Origin of the sequence: Phocoenobacter uteri, from assembly GCF_900454895.1 — a bacterium.
In the GTDB taxonomy this organism is placed as follows: Bacteria; Pseudomonadota; Gammaproteobacteria; order Enterobacterales; family Pasteurellaceae; genus Phocoenobacter; species Phocoenobacter uteri.
Genome location: NZ_UGTA01000001.1, coordinates 691,924 through 709,476 on the forward strand (window position 1 = coordinate 691,924; position 17,553 = coordinate 709,476).

Here is a 17,553-nt window from a genome sequence, read left to right on the forward strand (position 1 = left end):
ATTTTTTTATATTTAAACTTATCATAAGCGATTATTTTTTATCAAAAATTTACACTTTTTAAGGAACAGATATGACATTAAGAATAGCAGTAGTTGGGGCTGGCGGTAGAATGGGGCGTCAGTTAATTTGTGCAGTAAACAATGGTGACAATGTCACGTTGTCAGCAGCGTTTGAACGTAAAGGTTCATCATTAGTAGGGGCTGATGCTGGGGAATTAGCGGGTATTGGCTCGTTAGGTGTTGCTGTTTCAGACGATCTTGAAAGCCAAGTGGATAATTTTGATTTATTGATCGATTTTACACGTCCAGAAGGGACACTAGAACACTTAGTTTTCTGTGTCGCAAATAATAAAAAAATGGTGATTGGTACAACAGGATTTGATGATGAAGGCAAGCTTGCTATTGAAAATGCGTCAAAAGAAATTCCGATTGTGTTTGCCTCAAATTACAGTGTGGGCGTAAATCTTGTTTTTAAACTGCTCGAAAAAGCCGCCAAAGTAATGGGTGATTATTGTGATATTGAAGTGATTGAAGCTCATCATCGTCATAAAGTCGATGCACCATCAGGTACAGCACTTTCAATGGGGGAGCATATTGCTAAAGTATTAGATCGTGATCTCAAAACACACGGCGTATTTGCTCGTGAAGGAATCACTGGAGAACGCAAGCGTGATGAAATTGGTTTTGCCACTATTCGTGCAGGCGATGTGGTTGGCGAGCATAGCGTGTGGTTTGCAGATGAAGGGGAACGCGTAGAGATTTCTCATAAAGCATCTAGTCGAATGACTTTTGCAAATGGAGCTGTACGTGCAGCTAAATGGTTAACCCAAAAAGAGAATGGATTATTTGATATGACAGATGTCTTGGGATTGGATAAATTATAATCCTAAATTACAGAGCTTATCGTCATATAAGTATGTCTTTGGTAAGCTCAGTCATAAAAAAGTGAAATCTGTTTCAAGGAGAGATAATGACACCTGCGATAAATCTACTGAAGAAGAACAAGATTACCTTTAAATTGCATAGCTACGAGCATAACCCCAATAATACTGATTTTGGTAAAGAAGTGGTTGATATGTTGGGGTTAGAGCCAAAACAAGTGTTTAAAACATTGCTCGTTAATCAAAATAATTCTAACTCACTTGCTGTAATGGTTGTACCGGTCTCTTCTACATTAAATTTAAAACTGTCTGCACAGGCGTTACAAACTAAAAAAGTCGAAATGGCAGATAAACAGTTAGCACAAAAAACAACGGGTTATTTACTCGGTGGGATTAGTCCACTGGGGCAAAAGAAACGATTACCCACCATTATTGATCAGTCAGCCAAAGAATTTGACACTATTTTTGTTTCAGGTGGAAAGCGTGGGTTAGAGCTAGAAATTTCACCACAAGATTTAGCATCATTAACAAATGCTAAGTTTATGGCGATTAAAAATAGTTAAGAAATAGAAGCGGTCAAATAAGGACAAGAAAATGCAAAAAATTAAACCATTCTTAATGCATTCAGATATTTGTTTTCAACAAGCAGAAAATCATTTTGAGGTTGTTAATCCTGCAACTTTAGAGATTATCGCTTATGTTAAACGTACTTCATTTCAAGAACTCAATCAAAAAATTGAAAAAGCGGGCATTGCTCAAAAACAATGGGCATCAAAAACAGCTTTAGAACGTGCTGATATTTTATGGTATTGGTATCATTTAATTAAACAACATAAAGCACCATTGGCTCGCTTAATGACAATGGAGCAAGGGAAGTGTTTAACGGAAGCGATGGGGGAGATGGATTATGCCGCTTCCTTTATTCGTTGGTTTGCTGAAGAAGCTCGCCGTATTGATGGGGATATTTTAACAAGCGTAAAGAGTACGCAAAAATTGATGGTGATAAAGCAGCCGATTGGTGTGACTGCGGCAATTACACCTTGGAATTTTCCAGCGGCAATGATTGCTCGTAAAGCCGCACCCGCATTAGCAGTGGGTTGTGCTATGTTGGTGAAACCTGCGACACAAACCCCATTAAGTGCTTATGCTTTGGCAGAGCTAGCGTATCAAGCGGGTATTCCGCAGGATCTTTTTGTGATCGTCAATGGTAAAGCAAGCGAAATTAGTGATACTTTCACTCAGCATTCTTTAATTCGTAAAATCAGCTTTACCGGTTCAACAGAAGTGGGAGCGTTGATCTTTAAAAATAGTGCCAATCATATTAAAAAACTCAGCCTTGAATTAGGCGGAAATGCACCGCTTATAGTATTTGAAGATGCCGATCTTGATAAAGCGGCTGAAGGGATTTTAGCCAGTAAATTCCGTAATAGTGGGCAAACTTGTGTATGTACAAATCGTGTTTATGCCCATCGTTCAATTTATGAAGCTTTAGCGACTAAGTTAGTTGAAAAAATGCAATTTCTTAAATTAGGGAATGGGTTAGAAGACGGGGTTAATCAAGGTCCACTTATTGATGAAAAAGCGGTGTTAAAAGTCGAGCAACATATTGAAGATGCCTTATCAAAAGGGGCATCTTGTTTGGTCGGGGGCAAACGTAGTGAATTAGGTAAAACCTTCTTTGAACCGACCTTACTACGAGATGTGACTCAACAAATGTTAGTTGCAAAAGAGGAAACCTTTGGTCCACTTTGTCCATTATTCAAATTTGAGACGGAAGATGAAGTGATACAAATGGCGAATGATACCGAATTTGGTTTAGCGAGTTATGTTTTTACCCAAGATACTGCACGACAATGGCGAGTGTCTGAAGCCTTAGAATATGGAATGGTTGGGATTAACACAGGGATAATGAGCAATGAAGTTGCTCCATTTGGTGGTGTAAAACTTAGTGGTCTAGGGCGAGAAGGCAGTAAATATGGCGTTGATGATTATTTAGAACTTAAATATCTTTGTGTGGATTTAGATTAGTGTGAAGCGGTCATATTTTTAGATAAATTTACAAAAACAAATAAGATTCCATTTATTTGTGTTATACAAATTTTTAACAAATAAAACATTTTTGTAAAATTTATTGACACGGTATTAGATACAAATGATAATTAAATCCTAAATCAAGCTACCGACAAATAGCGTATTAAAAAGGAAAATAAAATGATGGAATCCTCACAAGTTAAAATTACAGATGAAAATATGAAGCAACATAACCGTTATAGCAGTGGGGATGTTGATGCTCAAAATATTTATCTTACCAATTTTGCCGGTGAATTAAGCACGATTAGTCGTGAAGAAAGTAAATCAGCAGGTTACCCTATGGGATCGGTTGCTCCTTTTGTGATTGATCATACCGGTTGTCCTGTTGTGTATACTGCAGCTGTTGCTGAACGTACTAAAAATATTCTTGAAAATCCAAAGGCTTCATTATTTATGCGTGAAGTAAATCGTAATCATCGTATTGAAACGGGTTGGCGTTTAGGTGTAATGGGGGATCTAGTTGAAATTACTGATCAAGCTGATTTAATGCGAGTAAGAAACCATTATTTCCGTCATTATCCAAGAGCAAAAATGTATGAAAATTTTCATGAATTTAAGTTTTATCGTCTAGATGTAAAAATAGCACGCGTTATTTTAGGTTTTGGACGAATTGCTTGGGTTGAGGCTGACGTGTTAAAAAGAGCATCAGTCTTTGATGAGGAAACGGAATTAAAAATCATTGAGCATATGAATAAAGATCATATTGAAGCAATGGAAAAATACCTTACTCAAAATAGTATCAAGTTACAATTAGGTGTTGTACCTGAAATGGTTGCGGTTAATCAATTTGGCGTGACTATTTCCTATCATAATCGCCTTCATTTTATTGCTTTTGAAGAAGAGGCATTAGATGCGAAAATGGCTCGTGTTCAATTAGTAAAAATGGCGAAAGCATAGCGTTAATAACATCATTGCTAAGTTCAAATGTTATAAACTATTTTTTGTAAATTTGTAAAAAAATCTGACCGCTTGTAAAAAGTTTTTTAATAAAACACAACGACAAGCGGTTATTTTTTTATAAAAATTTACGGAATGCTCAATAACTTTTTCTCCTCTCTTTTATTTGCAAAATTTTCTGCTAAAGTAACCGCTTATATTTCCATATGAAGTGGTAAAATAGATGAATTTACACGAGTATCAAGCAAAACAACTTCTTAATCATTATCGCATTACTATTCCTCAAGGTATTGCTTGTCAAAATACAGCCCAAATTAAACACGCTTTACAACAAATTCCAGCTGAACAATGGGTCTTAAAATGCCAAGTTCATACAGGTGGTCGTGGCAAATCAGGCGGAATTCAAGTCGTTAATAATGAAGAGGCAGCATTATCTTTTTCACAAAGGTGGTTTGGCAGACGTTTAGTGACTTATCAAACTGATACGATTGGATTACCAGTGAATACAATTTATGTAGAAGAAAGTACAAACATAGAACGTGAGCTTTATGTTAGCGTTGCGATTGATCGTGCTTTGCAAAAAATTGTATTTGTTGCGTCAAGTAAAGGGGGCGTGAATATTGAAGATGTGGCAGAAGCAGAGCCTGATTTAATTCATAAAATAGTGATTGATCCTTTGGGTGCAATGCCTTATCAAGGGCGAGAGCTAGCGTTTAAGTTAGGTTTACAAGGTGAGCAAGTTAAACAATTTACGCATATTTTTCTGCAATTAGTGGCGTTATTTAAGCAAAAAGATTTATCGTTATTAGAAATCAATCCATTGGCGGTAACAGAAAAAGGCGATTTGGTTTGTTTAGACGCTAAAATGATTGTGGATGATAACGCGTTGTATCGCCAGCCTGAGTTACAGCAAATGAATGATCCGACTCAGCAAGATCCTCGTGAAGTAATTGCAGAATCCTATCACTTAAATTATGTCGCCTTAAAAGGAAATATTGGCTGTGTGGTGAATGGGGCTGGGCTTGCAATGGGTACAATGGATAGTATTAAAGCCTTTGGCGGACACCCTGCTAATTTTCTTGATGTTGGCGGAAAAATTACCATTGAGCGTGTCACGGAAGCCTTTAAACTTATCTTATCAGATCACGATATCAAGGTTATTTTAGTCAATATTTTTGGCGGTATTGTACGTTGTGATCTAATCGCAAAAGGAATTATTGCAGCGGTAAATGAAATCGGTATTCAAATTCCTGTTGTGGTGCGTTTGGAAGGCAATAATGCGGAAATCGCACATCAAATTCTTTCAGAATGTGATTTGAATATTATGAGTACGACGACACTTAGCGAAGCGACACAGTTAGTTGTTCAAATAGCGGAAGAGCAGTAAAAGGAACGAATATGGCGATTTTAATTGATAAAAACACAAAAGTAATTTGTCAGGGATTTACGGGGAGTCAAGGCACATTGCATTGTACTGATGCCTTAGCCTATGGAACGCAACTGGTTGGTGGCGTATCGCCAAATAAAGGCGGGACAACACATTTAGGCTTACCTGTTTTTAATACTGTACGAGACGCTGTCACGCAAACTGGTGCGACGGTGTCGGTGATTTATGTACCGGCGAGTGGCTGTAAAGATGCAATTTTAGAAGCGATTGATGGTGGAATTAAGCTGATTATTTGCATAACAGAAGGTATTCCAACGTTAGATATGTTAGATGTAAAACAACGTTTAAATCAAAGTGGTGTAATGATGATTGGGCCAAACTGCCCCGGTGTGATTACACCTGATGAATGTAAAGTTGGAATTATGCCAGCAAGCATTCATAAAAAAGGCAAAATTGGGATTGTTTCCCGCTCTGGCACGCTAACTTATGAAGCTGTAAAACAAACCACCGATGCAGGACTAGGACAATCGACTTGTGTAGGTATTGGAGGCGATCCGATTTCAGGCTCAAATTTTGTCGATATTTTGAAATTATTTGAAAATGATCCCCAAACCGAAGCAATAGTAATGATTGGTGAAATTGGCGGTTCAGCCGAAGAAGAAGCAGCTGAATTTATTAAACACCATATCACTAAACCTGTTGTTGCGTATATTGCGGGAATAACCGCCCCAAAAGGCAAACGAATGGGACATGCGGGAGCAATTATTAGTGGCAGTAAAGGTACAGCAGAAGAAAAATACAGAGTATTGCAAGAGGCGGGGGTGATGACGGTTAATAGCTTGACAGAGATTGGAAAGCAACTTGATTTAGCTTTATAAAAAAACGATTTTTGCTGAAAAAATAATAGTTAATCTACTAGACGATAATGAATAAATGATCTAATATCTCTTTCGAATCTCATCTCTAATTAAGGAAAATTTATGAAAAAATTCTTACCTATCGTTGGACTTTCTGTTCTTACTCTTGTTGGTTGTGCAACTGAAGGCTCTAGAGTCGTCGAAACACAAAAAGTAGCAACCTATAATACCGCTTATCACGGTCAAAAATCACCTATTGCATTGGGTAAATTTAATAATCGGTCAAGTTATCAAAACGGTATTTTTTCTGATGGTAGTGATCGTTTAGGTAACCAATCGAAGACGATTTTACTGACACATTTGCAACAGACTGGACGTTTTTCTGTTCTAGAACGTGCTAATTTAACTGAAATGGCAAAAGAAGCAAAAATCACGGGTAAAAAACAGCATTTAAAAGGTGCAACTTATGTTATTACTGGTGATGTTACTGAATTTGGTCGTAAAAGCGTAGGTGACCATCAATTATTCGGTATTTTAGGTCGTGGTAAACAACAGATTGCTTATGCGAAAGTCGCATTAAATGTATTAAATGTTAATACATCTGAAGTTGTTTATTCTTCTTTTGGTGCTGGAGAATATAGTTTATCTAATAGAGAAATTATTGGATTTGGTGGTACAGCAGGATACGATGCAACATTAAATGGTAAAGTGTTAGATTTAGCAATACGTGAAGCTGTCAATAATTTAGTAAAAGGTATTGAATCAGGTCAATGGACACCAAGTAAATAAGGAGAGGTTAATGTTAAAAACATTGAAATTGGTTCCTGTTTTATTATGCGGGTTAGCGGTGGTTGGTTGTCAATCACCTAACACTTCTCTTTATTATTGGGGAAATTACTCAGATGCTATTTATTCATATTACGGTGATGAGACCTCGTTGGATCAACAACAAGAGAATATGTTACAAATTATCAGTCAAGCTCAGAAATCAGGTAAACAAGTAGGACCAGGTATTTATGCTCATTTAGGATTGATTTCATTAAAACAAGGAATGTCTTCACAAGCTCAGTCGTATTTCCAAAAAGAAATGACACTTTATCCAGAGTCTGCGAATTTTATTCAGTTTTTACAACGTAAAAATAATTCATTAAAAATGCAAAAAGGAGAGGTTAAATAATGAAAAAACGCTATTTATTGTTGGCTTCTTTATCCGCTGCATTATTATCTGGTTGTGCTAATCAGTCAACACCTTATGATTATTCGGCATTACAGAGCAGTAATCCAAAATCAATTTTATTGGTTCTTCCTCAAAATAATTCCCCAGAAGTAAAAGCTGATGTTGCAGTGTTAGCTCAAGCAACAATGCCATTGGCAGAAAACGGCTACTACGTTTTTCCGGTTACGTTAGTTAATGAGTTATTTAAGGAAAATGGTGTAACAAACGGAAATGATATTCAGAGTATAAACACGAAAAAACTACATCAGATTTTTGGTGCTGATGCTGTGATGTATATGACCGTAGATGAATACGGTTCAAGTTATCGAGTGTTAGATAGCGTAACGACGGTTTCTGCTACAGCGAAGTTGGTCGATTTAAAATCGGGGCAAACATTATGGTCTGGTAGTGCTAGAATTGCAACACGTGATAACCAAAACCAAAATGGTGGAGTTTTAGGCTCATTACTTGCTGCGGTGGTTAATCAAATCATCAATACGGTAACAGATAAAGGTTATAAAGTAGCTGGGCAAACAACCGCCCAATTATTTAATACTGGACATAATGGAAACATCCTTTATGGTCCAAAACATCCTTTATATAAAAAAGATCCACAGCTACAAACTAAATAACCTTTCTTAAGGGCTATAAATTTTTATAGCCCTTTTTTATTTTTCAATCATGTCAGAAGTGAAAATATTCTCAGGAAATGGTAGTACTATTTTATTTTGAAATTTGACTAAGGAGGCTGAATGTCAGATAAGCAACTAAAATTAGCGGTTCTTATTGATGCAGATAATACCTCTTCATCTGCAATAACAGAAATTATGGCAGAAATTGCTAAATATGGTGTTGCAAGTGCTAAACGTATTTATGGAGATTGGAGTAGCCCTCATTTAAAAGGTTGGAAAGATAACTTGCTTAAACACGCTCTTATTCCTGTACAGCAATTTGCTTATACCAAAGGGAAAGATGCAACAGATATGCAGTTAATCATTGATGCGATGGATCTGTTATACAGTAATACATTTGATGGTTTCTGTTTACTTTCTAGTGATAGCGATTTTACACCATTGGCAATGCGTGTTCGAGAAAGTGGTTTAATCGTTTATGGATTTGGGCGTAAAACGACACCTGAAGCATTCAAACAGGCTTGTGATCGGTTCTTTTATATAGAAAATTTACAAGAAGTGGAGGAATCAAGAGAAGAATCAAAAGAAAAAACAGCCACATCCTCTGAACCATCAAGTAAAAATATTGCGACAACACAGCAAACGATAGAAAATCCATTAAGATCTTTATTATATAAGGCCGTAAAAGAGAGTATAAATGATGATAAGTCTGGCTGGGCATATATGGGGGATATTCGTAATTATTTAATTCAAACTCAGCCTGATTTTGATCCTCGTAGTTATGGGTATGCAAAACTATCAAATATGCTGAAAAAATTAGAGAGTTTGCAATTCACTTATGATACAGAAAATAGAATGTATTGCCGTAAAATACCTTATGGCGAGTTAATCCCATTATTAAATAAAGCCCTTCAGCAGTTTAAAAATAAAAAAGGTTGGGCAAAAATCAATGTTGTTGAACAATATATAAATGCACATTGGAATTACAAAGAATACGGCTTTAATGATTTCAATAGATTATTAGAATCCGTGCATAATATCGAAATTGAAGATGACAGTTTCCGTTTCAAAGAGGCTAGAGCAGACGATTCTAATGAATAAAAGTGAAGTTTGTTCGCTTTTTAACGTATATAAAAAGAATAAGGGTTGAATGTTTCAACCCTTAATTTTTTAGAGCCTATAAATTTTTATAGCTTTATATTATATTTCTGTAATGGATTAAAAACAAAATTTGCAAATTCCTTTAATAAAATGACCGCTTATTTAAAAACGAATTACATTTTTCTAAATTTCAACATTGCAAATAACACCACACCTAAAATAGCAAAGAAGCCACCAAAAATATGGGTGTTTATTCCACTAATGCTTAATACGATAAAAGCGATAATTGGGGAGAATGACATATAACAAAAACCTAAAATACCTGAGGCGATCGATGAGTAGGCTTGATGATTTGCAAGTGCGAATGAGATTGAGGGGCCGAGTTCAAGAGCAAAGCCGATACTGCCTAGAATGATCAATCCCCAAAATAGGATAATGCTAATTTCTACAATCAATAAACCGAGTGAGGCAATGATAAGTAGCGATAATCCTGCAAAACACATTTTATTGCACCAAATTTTTCAATGATTTTTTTGAGTAAAAAAGACATTGTGGAAATTATAGCGGCGTTAATTGCAAAGCAAACGGAGAAAACAAAGGTGGTTGTGTCGAATTGTTCCATCATTAGGATTGGGGCGATGTTTAGGTATGCCATAATAAAACCTAAGCAATTACGCTTAATACTGATGCCCCTAAGCCTTGCAAGACGCGAGATAGCAACACAAAATTGTAGTTTTTAATGGCGAGTACACCAATTGATCCGATGATAAAAAATAATGCCCCAATATGTCCGATTTTGCATTTTCCAAAATGTTCTGATAGAAAACAAAGACTAAAATGGAAAGTTGAGCAAGGTTGTTACCAATCCTAAAATAGTTTTTGATTTCAACTAATGCGGGCAAATGCAAATCAATGCCAAGCGGACTTTATGTTACTAAAAGATATAAGATAAAAGGCGAGTTTTTGGTTAAATTTTTCATAAGATTTCCTTTCTTATCAGAGTACATAATGAAGAATTTGTGGAGTTTGGAATTATATGAACAAAAGATGTTTTTGCAACATATTTTTAACATTTGTAATGTGCATTTGTTAGAAAATAAGCGTGTTTATACTTTGATGTACTCATTATGAAAAGTAGGGACGGCATTAGCAAACGTAGTTTGCGTATATCCATCTGCAATGCACAAAGAGTAAGTATTGGTATAAACTTAATTTACGTTAAAATGAAGATTTTACTGTATGTGAATTTAACAATATTTTGTGAAATTTTTATGCTGAGTAACGGGCGGATATTCCATTCGCTTTGCTCATTCAATCCGCCCCTACCAATAATAAACCAATAGAGTAAGTTAGTAATTTATCAAAATTTGCAAATTCTTATAAAAATATAACCGCTTAAAAACGAATAAAAAAGCTTGTTTTTTTAAACAAGCTTTTTTATTTAATGTTAGTAAAAATAAAGGTTAATCACACAATATTTTTATTGCAAGTCCGCCTTGTGATGTTTCACGGTATTTGGTATTCATATCTTTACCTGTTTCATACATCGTTTCAATCACTTTGTCTAAACTTACTTTTGGTTTGGTTGTACGGTGTAATGCCATTCGGCTTGCGTTGATCGCTTTAACCGATGCAATCGCATTACGTTCGATACAAGGTACTTGAACTTGTCCGCCTACTGGGTCGCAAGTTAAGCCTAAGTTATGTTCCATTGCTATTTCAGCAGCAATAAAGACTTGATCACAACTTCCGCCTAAAATTTCTGTTAAACCTGCTGCTGCCATTGAACAAGCAACGCCCACTTCACCTTGACAACCCACTTCTGCACCTGAGATTGACGCATTCATTTTATATAATGACCCAACTAGCCCACAAGCAAGTAAGTAGCGTTCAATCGTTTCTGGTGTTAGGGTAGTAATAAATTTATCATAATAGGCAAGTACAGCTGGCACAATACCACAAGCACCGTTAGTTGGTGCGGTCACCACACGTCCCCCAGCTGCATTTTCTTCATTTACTGCAAGTGCAAATAAGTTGATCCAATCAACAACAACCATTGGGTCATTAAATAAATGATCTTTTGATTCTAATTGACGTAATAGCATATTTGCACGACGTGGCACTTTTAATGGACCAGGTAATACGCCTTCATTATGCAATCCTGTGTTGATACAGGTTTTCATTGTGTCCCACACCAACAATAAATGTTTTTTTAGTTCTTCTTTTGAATGTAATGCCAGTTCATTCTGCATCATAAAGCTTGATACAGATAATGCATTTTCTTCACAATGTTTAATCACATCTTCGGTATTTTTATAAGGGAAAGGCACTTTAATTTCTTGTTCTTCCTCAACACCAAAATGAGCTTCATCAACAATAAATCCACCACCGATAGAGTAGTAAGTTTGTTGATAAACGACCTCATCGCCACTTAATGCGGTAATTCGCATTCCATTTTCGTGTAAAGAAAGGAAACTACTGTGAAACGCCATATTTTCGTCAAAATTGAACTCAACAATATGTTCGCCCTTAGCAATAGGTAATCTTGATGTTTTCTTTACTTCTAAGATAAAGGGTGCGATACCGTCAATATCAACATTGTGAGGAAGATAACCTGCTAACCCCATAATAATCGCAGTATCTGTGTTGTGTCCTCGTCCTGTCATTGATAAAGAACCATAAACATCAACGTGTAATTTGGTTATACCGTTTAGTTGATTGTTTTTAATAAGGTCATCAATGAACTCTTTACCCGCTTTCATCGGTCCAACAGTGTGCGAGCTCGAAGGTCCAACACCTATTTTAAACATATCAAATACACTAATCATACACTATCCCTTTTCGATATAAGAAGGAGTGGGGGAAATTGCCCCACTCAAATTTTTTTTAGAATAAGCCATATACAACAGCTGAAATTGCAATTAAGCCCATTACAGTAACAAAAATATTACTTAATTGACCTTCATAACGTTTCATTGCAGGTACTTTTGCAATCGCATACATAGGCATAATGAATAGGATCATTGCGATGATTGGACCACCTAATGATTCAATTAAGCCTAAGATACTTGGGTTAATTACTGCAACACCCCAGAGTACAAGTAAGAATACAACAGCGGTTACTTTGTTTAATTTTTTTCTGTTGATTGGTTCTGGATTCACATCATTTTTCATTTTGATGATTAAGCCTTCTAAGCCTTCTCTTGCCCCTAAGTAGTGACCAAAGAATGAACTTGTGATTGCTAAGAATGCAACCAATGGACCTAAATATGAAATGAACGGATTATCAAATTTGTTTGCCAAGAATGATAAAATACTGATGTTTTGTTGTTTTGCTAACACTAACTCTTCTGGTGTTAAAGTTAAAACACAGCTGAATACGAATAACATTACGAAGACTAACAACATAGTTGCAGTGCCTTTTAATGTTTTACTTGCGTGTTTTTCAGCTAATTCAAATTCTTTATATTCTCTTTGTTGAGATTGTGAGAAAGATGAAATTGCAGGTGAGTGGTTGAAAGAGAACACTAACACAGGAATGGTAATCCATAATGTGGTAATGAATTCACCCATTGTTGGCATTTCGCTTAACATTGAGCCATTCCATTGTGGGATTAAGTAAAGTGATAAACCAAATAGAATCGCCACTAATGGGAACACTAACATTTCAGTAATTTTTAACATTACTTTCTCGTTCATCAACATAATAGAAATTAAGCCACCAATAAGTACTAATGAAAGAATAACACGGTTTGGTGATACCATTCCTAATTGGTGAACGATGAAAGAATCTACGGTGTTAGTAATACCATTTCCATAAATCAATAGGATTGGGAAAATCGCAAAAAAGTAGAGAAGCGTAATCAATTTACCTGCTGTTTTACCAAAATGTTCTTCAACCACCTCAGTAATATCACTACCTGGTTTACTTGAAGATAATACAAAACGAGATAAACCTCTGTGAGCAAAGTAAGTCATTGGACCAACTAAGATCGCCATCACCACAAGTGTCCAAAAGCCCGCTCTACCTGCGTTAATAGGTAAAAATAATACCCCCGCCCCAACAGCAGTTCCGAATAAATTGACTACCCAAGCGGCGTCAAATTTATTCCAACCTTTTACTTTAGAATTTTCAGAACTCATTGTAATTTCTCCTTGATGAGTATTTGTGAATATAAAAAATGAAAATGTAACCTGAATTCGGTCACGCGTATCATAATGATAAATCATTCATTCGCAATCAAAAAATAGTGTAAGATTATTATTATGTGAACAAGATCAAATTTTATGCCCCATACTATGTTGCAAAATGAAACGTTATGAAAAACAAACATTAAATTTGCATTAAAAATGTATAAAAAAAGATCTTGTTCTTAACAAAATTACAGTCAAATATAAACAAATTAGATTATATCGCATAACATATAAGTAATTCTAATGATACTTTGATTTTGTATGAAAAATTAACCTAATTATTTGATTTTAATTTATTTTTTGCAAAATTTAATAAAAAAATGACCGCTTATTATACTGGATTACATTAAACTGACTAGCTGTGGATCTTTTTTACTCAAATAATGCATCGTTTCAATTTTTCTGACAGTTTGAGAACGACCACGAATCAGTAATGTTTCTGTTGTAGCAAGATCGCCACTTCTCTTGACACCTTTTAATAATGATCCTGAGGTTATGCCTGTCGCTGAAAAAATGATGTTATCATCTCTGACCAACTCTTCTAGTTTCAGTACTCTATTAACGGGAACATTCATTTGTTTACAACGATTTGCTTCTTGTTGGGCTAATTCCACATTTTCAGGGGTATCGCCTTTTACTTTATCTCGTAAAATTAAGCGAGCTTGCATATCGCCACCTAAAGCACGAACAGCAGCCGCAGCAACGACACCTTCTGGTGCACCACCAATACCATACATAATGTCTATCTCAGAATTAGGTAAACAGCATTGAACAGCTGCAGCCACATCACCATCTGGGATCATCATAACGCGTAAACCTAATTGTTGCATTTCTTCAATAACCTGTTGATGACGAGGTTTAGCTAGAATTGCGATTGTTAATTGACTAAATACTTTGTTTTTCTTTTTTGCTATTCGCTTAATATTTTCACTAAGTGGTAAGTTGAGATCAATTATCCCTTTTTCTACACCTCCGACAACTAATTTTTCCATATACATATCAGGTGCTTTTAAGAAAGAGTTTTTACCTCCAGCGGCAAGAACGGAAATTGCATCAGCTTGTCCCATTGCAGTCATACGAGTACCATCAATTGGATCCACGGCAATTGTTATATCTGCTTCTTTAGAATAGAGTAATCCGACTCGTTCACCAATATATAGCATGGGTGCTTCATCGATTTCACCTTCTCCAATAATAATTTCTCCATTTATGGCAATTTGATTTAAAACTAATCGCATTGCTTTAACTGCAACATCATCAGCAGCGTGCTTATTGCCTCTTCCTATCCAAGAAAATGCACTTAAAGCAGCGGCTTCGGTGACTCGAGAAAACTCGATTGCTAATACTCTATTCATCTTTACTCCTTATAGTGTTTATAAATAAATGTTATTTTAACAGCATAATTAACATTTGCTTTGTTAAAATTTCGCCACTCAATGCTTTTTTTTGATTATTTACGAATTTTTAGCTGAAAAAAGTACCTAACTTTGGTACTATAAAAAAGTCAACCATTAAACAATTAGGGAAAAATTATGTCTATTGAAATACTTGATCAATTAGAAAATAAAGTAAGAGAAGCAGTTGAGACTATTCAATTATTACAACTTGAACTTGATGAGTTAAAAGGGAAAAATAATGAACTTACAACTCAAAAAGAAAATTTAAAACAAGAAAATGAGCAATTGAAAATGGAACAAGCAAACTTCCAAGATCGTTTACGTTCTTTGCTTGGTCAAATTGACAACATTTAATTGTTATTTAGAGAGACGGCTATTGATTAGCCGTTTTTTTATATTTAAAAATTATAGATGACATTATTATGGCTAAACTTTATTTTTACTATTCCTCAATGAACGCAGGAAAATCTACAACGTTATTACAATCTTCTTATAATTACCAAGAACGAGGAATGAACACCCTTGTTTATACCGCAGCGATTGATGATCGTTTTGGTGTGGGAAAAGTCTCATCACGTATTGGAATTTCACAAGAAGCATTACTATTTAACAGCGAATCTGATTTATTTTCAGAAATAGAGCAGTATGTTGCAAATAATCCGTTACATTGCGTTTTAATTGATGAAGCTCAATTCCTAAATAAAGAGCAAGTTTATCAACTTACCGAAGTCGTTGATAAACTTAATATTCCAGTATTATGCTATGGATTACGCACGGATTTTCAATCTGAATTATTTGAAGGTAGTCGCTATTTACTTTCTTGGGCTGACCAATTAAAAGAGCTAAAAACAATTTGCTATTGTGGTTCAAAAGCTAATTTTGTTATAAGAATGAATGAAAATGGTGAAGCAATCACACAAGGTGAACAAATCCAAATTGGAGGAAATGATACTTATTTAGCGGTTTGTCGTCGCCATTATAAAGAAAAAACAAATAAATAAGTCTTAAATCTTAATTTAGAAGAGTAGAGCAAAGGTAAATTTTTATCTTTGCTTTTTTATTATATAAATTAAACAGCTGAAATTTTGGTAACGACCATTATCTAACTCATTTATTTAATAAAATATTTCTAACTGAGTAAACTTATAGCGAGCCGTTGTTAGCTCACTTTTAATTTACTGTGTAGATTTCTTATTGAGAATAGATATAAATACAGATATAAAAAAGCCTTGAAATTATCAAGGCTTTTAAATTTGGTGCTCTGAGCGAGACTTGAACTCGCACGTCCTATGGACACTACCCCCTCAAGATAGCGTGTCTACCAATTCCACCATCAGAGCGCTATTTGGAAATTTTATTTACTGAGGAATATCGTTATTTTCTTTTTTTGCTGGTAATACTGGAGCAACTTCTACTTTTTGTTGAACGTTGCTTAAATCTTCAAACTGGCTTTGTACTTTAGTACTGTGCGAGTTTAAGTTACCAATCACTAAACTAATTCCGAAGAAAACAATTGTTAATAAGGCAGTTGTTCTTGATAAAAAGTTAGCAGAACCAGCAGAACCGAAAACTGTTCCTGACGCACCAGCACCAAAAGAAGCACCAGCATCAGCCCCTTTACCTTGTTGCATTAGGATAAATCCAATTAGGATAATCGCAACGATTAAATACGCAATTATTAAACCATTTATTAACATTATTTTCTCTCAAATTCTATTATAAAAATAAAATTCTGTAACTCTCTGTTACAGAACCTATAAAACGAGGGGTATAATAACGTTTTCATATTTTTCTTGCAAGAGGAAATTATACCGCTTTTTATATGTTTGCTTTATTTTTCAGCAAAACTATAACATTTTTGGTAAGTCTACTAAACTATCCAGCACAAAATCGGCTTTTTTAATGCCTTCATCTGTGACAGGTTTACCTGTTTTTACTAAAATTTTGGTTTTTACCCCTGCATTTTCCGCTGCTAATAAATCTTCCAATTTATCGCCGACCATTATGGATTTTGTAGGATCGATATTTAAGTCATTGATCGCTTGGATAAACATTCCCGCTTTGGGTTTACGGCAATCACAATCTTCTTTATATTCACCAATGCCATCAGGGTGGTGTGGACAATAATAAAGCCCGTCAAAATCAATGCCTTGTTCTGCTAGCGACCAATCAAACCACTCGGTTAATTGTAAGAATTGATCTTCAGTAAAATAACCACGAGCAATGCCTGATTGATTCGTTACTAAAACAAGTAAATAGCCCATTTGTTTTAATTTACGTAAAGTTGGGATAACCCCTTCAATAAATTCAAAATCATCAATTTGGTGTACATAACCGTGATCAATGTTCAGCGTGCCATCACGATCTAAAAATATCGCTTTTTGTTTCATTATTTGTTTCCTTTTAAATAATCAATAACCACTTGATGGTGATCTTTAGTTTTAAATTTACTAAAAACCTGTTCAATCTGACCATTTTCATCAATTAAAAAGCTAATACGATGAATGCCATCATAAGTTTTGCCCATAAATTTCTTTTCTCCCCAAACACCAAAAGCCTCAGCAACCTTGTGTTCTGGATCAGAAAGTAATGTAAAGTTTAGCTCTTTTTTTAGTTCAAAATTGGCCAATTTTTTTGGTAGGTCTGGGCTGATTCCTAACACGCTCACATTCAATTCTTCTAATTCTGTTTTGCTATCTCGCAGATTACAGGCTTGTGTTGTGCAACCCGGTGTCATTGCTTTTGGATAGAAATAAACTAAGACTTTTCTTCCTTTAAAATCAGCAAGTGAGATTTCTTTTTCATTTTGGTCTAAAAGTGTGAAAAGTGGAGCAGGGGAATTTGGTTGTAATGTATTCATTTTATCATCCTATAAATTATATCGATTTTGGCATACACAA

19 protein-coding genes, 1 tRNA gene and 1 pseudogene are annotated in these 17,553 nt (G+C 35.2%); 12 read left to right on the forward strand and 9 right to left on the reverse strand.

Annotated features, from left to right (window positions below; translation table 11 throughout):
* Nucleotides 1-71: 71 nt before the first annotated feature.
* From dapB to DYE60_RS03015, 10 genes are all read left to right on the forward strand, one after another.
* Nucleotides 72-884 carry a 4-hydroxy-tetrahydrodipicolinate reductase gene (dapB, locus tag DYE60_RS02970; RefSeq protein ID WP_115315155.1) on the forward strand — a complete coding sequence of 271 codons (813 nt, stop codon included), beginning with the start codon at nucleotides 72-74 and terminating at the stop codon, nucleotides 882-884.
* A gap of 86 nt (nucleotides 885-970) precedes the next feature.
* Entirely contained in the window at nucleotides 971-1,444 is a 474-nt protein-coding gene (ybaK, locus tag DYE60_RS02975; RefSeq protein WP_115315156.1) for a Cys-tRNA(Pro) deacylase, read from the forward strand.
* A 31-nt stretch (nucleotides 1,445-1,475) separates the two neighbouring features.
* On the forward strand, nucleotides 1,476-2,909 hold the full coding sequence (locus DYE60_RS02980) for an NAD-dependent succinate-semialdehyde dehydrogenase (RefSeq protein ID WP_115315157.1): 1,434 nt from the start codon (nucleotides 1,476-1,478) through the stop codon (nucleotides 2,907-2,909).
* Between the two features lie 183 nt (nucleotides 2,910-3,092).
* Nucleotides 3,093-3,869 carry a HugZ family pyridoxamine 5'-phosphate oxidase gene (locus DYE60_RS02985; RefSeq protein ID WP_115315158.1) on the forward strand — a complete coding sequence of 259 codons (777 nt, stop codon included), beginning with the start codon at nucleotides 3,093-3,095 and terminating at the stop codon, nucleotides 3,867-3,869.
* 223 nt (nucleotides 3,870-4,092) lie between these two features.
* Nucleotides 4,093-5,256, forward strand: a complete 1,164-nt coding sequence (gene sucC, locus DYE60_RS02990) for an ADP-forming succinate--CoA ligase subunit beta (protein WP_115315159.1) — start codon at nucleotides 4,093-4,095, stop codon at nucleotides 5,254-5,256.
* An 11-nt stretch (nucleotides 5,257-5,267) separates the two neighbouring features.
* Entirely contained in the window at nucleotides 5,268-6,134 is an 867-nt protein-coding gene (gene sucD, locus DYE60_RS02995; protein ID WP_115315160.1) for a succinate--CoA ligase subunit alpha, read from the forward strand.
* A 102-nt stretch (nucleotides 6,135-6,236) separates the two neighbouring features.
* The gene (locus DYE60_RS03000; RefSeq protein ID WP_115315161.1) at nucleotides 6,237-6,902 is read left to right on the forward strand and encodes a CsgG/HfaB family protein; all 666 of its coding nucleotides are present in this window, start codon (nucleotides 6,237-6,239) and stop codon (nucleotides 6,900-6,902) included.
* Nucleotides 6,903-6,912: 10 nt separating this feature from the next.
* Nucleotides 6,913-7,290: a DUF4810 domain-containing protein gene (locus DYE60_RS03005; RefSeq protein ID WP_115315162.1), complete on the forward strand. Its 378-nt coding sequence runs from the start codon at nucleotides 6,913-6,915 to the stop codon at nucleotides 7,288-7,290.
* On the forward strand, nucleotides 7,290-7,961 hold the full coding sequence (locus DYE60_RS03010; protein WP_115315163.1) for a DUF799 domain-containing protein: 672 nt from the start codon (nucleotides 7,290-7,292) through the stop codon (nucleotides 7,959-7,961). The genes DYE60_RS03005 and DYE60_RS03010 overlap by 1 nt, the downstream gene beginning before the upstream one ends.
* Before the next feature lie 120 nt (nucleotides 7,962-8,081).
* Nucleotides 8,082-9,062, forward strand: coding sequence for an NYN domain-containing protein (locus DYE60_RS03015; RefSeq protein ID WP_115315164.1), 981 nt, complete (start codon nucleotides 8,082-8,084; stop codon nucleotides 9,060-9,062).
* A gap of 173 nt (nucleotides 9,063-9,235) precedes the next feature.
* Here the strand turns inward: DYE60_RS03015 and DYE60_RS03020 are convergent, their stop codons facing one another.
* The 5 genes and pseudogenes from DYE60_RS03020 to glpX all read right to left on the reverse strand — a co-directional run bounded on the left by DYE60_RS03020 (nucleotide 9,236) and on the right by glpX (nucleotide 14,611).
* Complete coding sequence (locus DYE60_RS03020; RefSeq protein ID WP_115315165.1) at nucleotides 9,236-9,565, reverse strand: hypothetical protein; 330 nt, start codon at nucleotides 9,563-9,565, stop codon at nucleotides 9,236-9,238.
* Between the two features lie 160 nt (nucleotides 9,566-9,725).
* Nucleotides 9,726-9,884, reverse strand: a pseudogene (locus DYE60_RS10410) (MFS transporter); the annotation flags it as partial.
* A 641-nt stretch (nucleotides 9,885-10,525) separates the two neighbouring features.
* Nucleotides 10,526-11,890, reverse strand: coding sequence for an L-serine ammonia-lyase (locus DYE60_RS03030; protein WP_115315166.1), 1,365 nt, complete (start codon nucleotides 11,888-11,890; stop codon nucleotides 10,526-10,528).
* 58 nt (nucleotides 11,891-11,948) lie between these two features.
* Nucleotides 11,949-13,205: an HAAAP family serine/threonine permease gene (locus tag DYE60_RS03035; RefSeq protein WP_115315167.1), complete on the reverse strand. Its 1,257-nt coding sequence runs from the start codon at nucleotides 13,203-13,205 to the stop codon at nucleotides 11,949-11,951.
* 392 nt (nucleotides 13,206-13,597) lie between these two features.
* Nucleotides 13,598-14,611 carry a class II fructose-bisphosphatase gene (gene glpX, locus DYE60_RS03040; RefSeq protein ID WP_115315168.1) on the reverse strand — a complete coding sequence of 338 codons (1,014 nt, stop codon included), beginning with the start codon at nucleotides 14,609-14,611 and terminating at the stop codon, nucleotides 13,598-13,600.
* Nucleotides 14,612-14,788: 177 nt separating this feature from the next.
* On the opposite strand from glpX, the gene DYE60_RS03045 reads away from it, so the two are divergent.
* A complete protein-coding gene (locus tag DYE60_RS03045) occupies nucleotides 14,789-15,007 on the forward strand; it encodes a cell division protein ZapB (protein ID WP_115315169.1) in 219 nt (72 codons plus the stop codon).
* Between the two features lie 68 nt (nucleotides 15,008-15,075).
* Nucleotides 15,076-15,654 carry a thymidine kinase gene (locus DYE60_RS03050; RefSeq protein ID WP_115315170.1) on the forward strand — a complete coding sequence of 193 codons (579 nt, stop codon included), beginning with the start codon at nucleotides 15,076-15,078 and terminating at the stop codon, nucleotides 15,652-15,654.
* Nucleotides 15,655-15,907: 253 nt separating this feature from the next.
* Here DYE60_RS03050 and DYE60_RS03055 read toward each other — a convergent pair.
* From DYE60_RS03055 to bcp, 4 genes are all read right to left on the reverse strand, one after another.
* Nucleotides 15,908-15,993: transfer RNA gene (locus DYE60_RS03055), tRNA-Leu, on the reverse strand.
* Between the two features lie 18 nt (nucleotides 15,994-16,011).
* Nucleotides 16,012-16,350, reverse strand: coding sequence for a preprotein translocase subunit SecG (secG, locus tag DYE60_RS03060; RefSeq protein ID WP_115315171.1), 339 nt, complete (start codon nucleotides 16,348-16,350; stop codon nucleotides 16,012-16,014).
* Nucleotides 16,351-16,500: 150 nt separating this feature from the next.
* Complete coding sequence (gene gmhB / locus DYE60_RS03065; RefSeq protein WP_115315172.1) at nucleotides 16,501-17,043, reverse strand: D-glycero-beta-D-manno-heptose 1,7-bisphosphate 7-phosphatase; 543 nt, start codon at nucleotides 17,041-17,043, stop codon at nucleotides 16,501-16,503.
* Entirely contained in the window at nucleotides 17,043-17,513 is a 471-nt protein-coding gene (gene bcp, locus DYE60_RS03070; RefSeq protein ID WP_115315173.1) for a thioredoxin-dependent thiol peroxidase, read from the reverse strand. The genes gmhB and bcp overlap by 1 nt, the downstream gene beginning before the upstream one ends.
* Nucleotides 17,514-17,553: the final 40 nt, after the last annotated feature.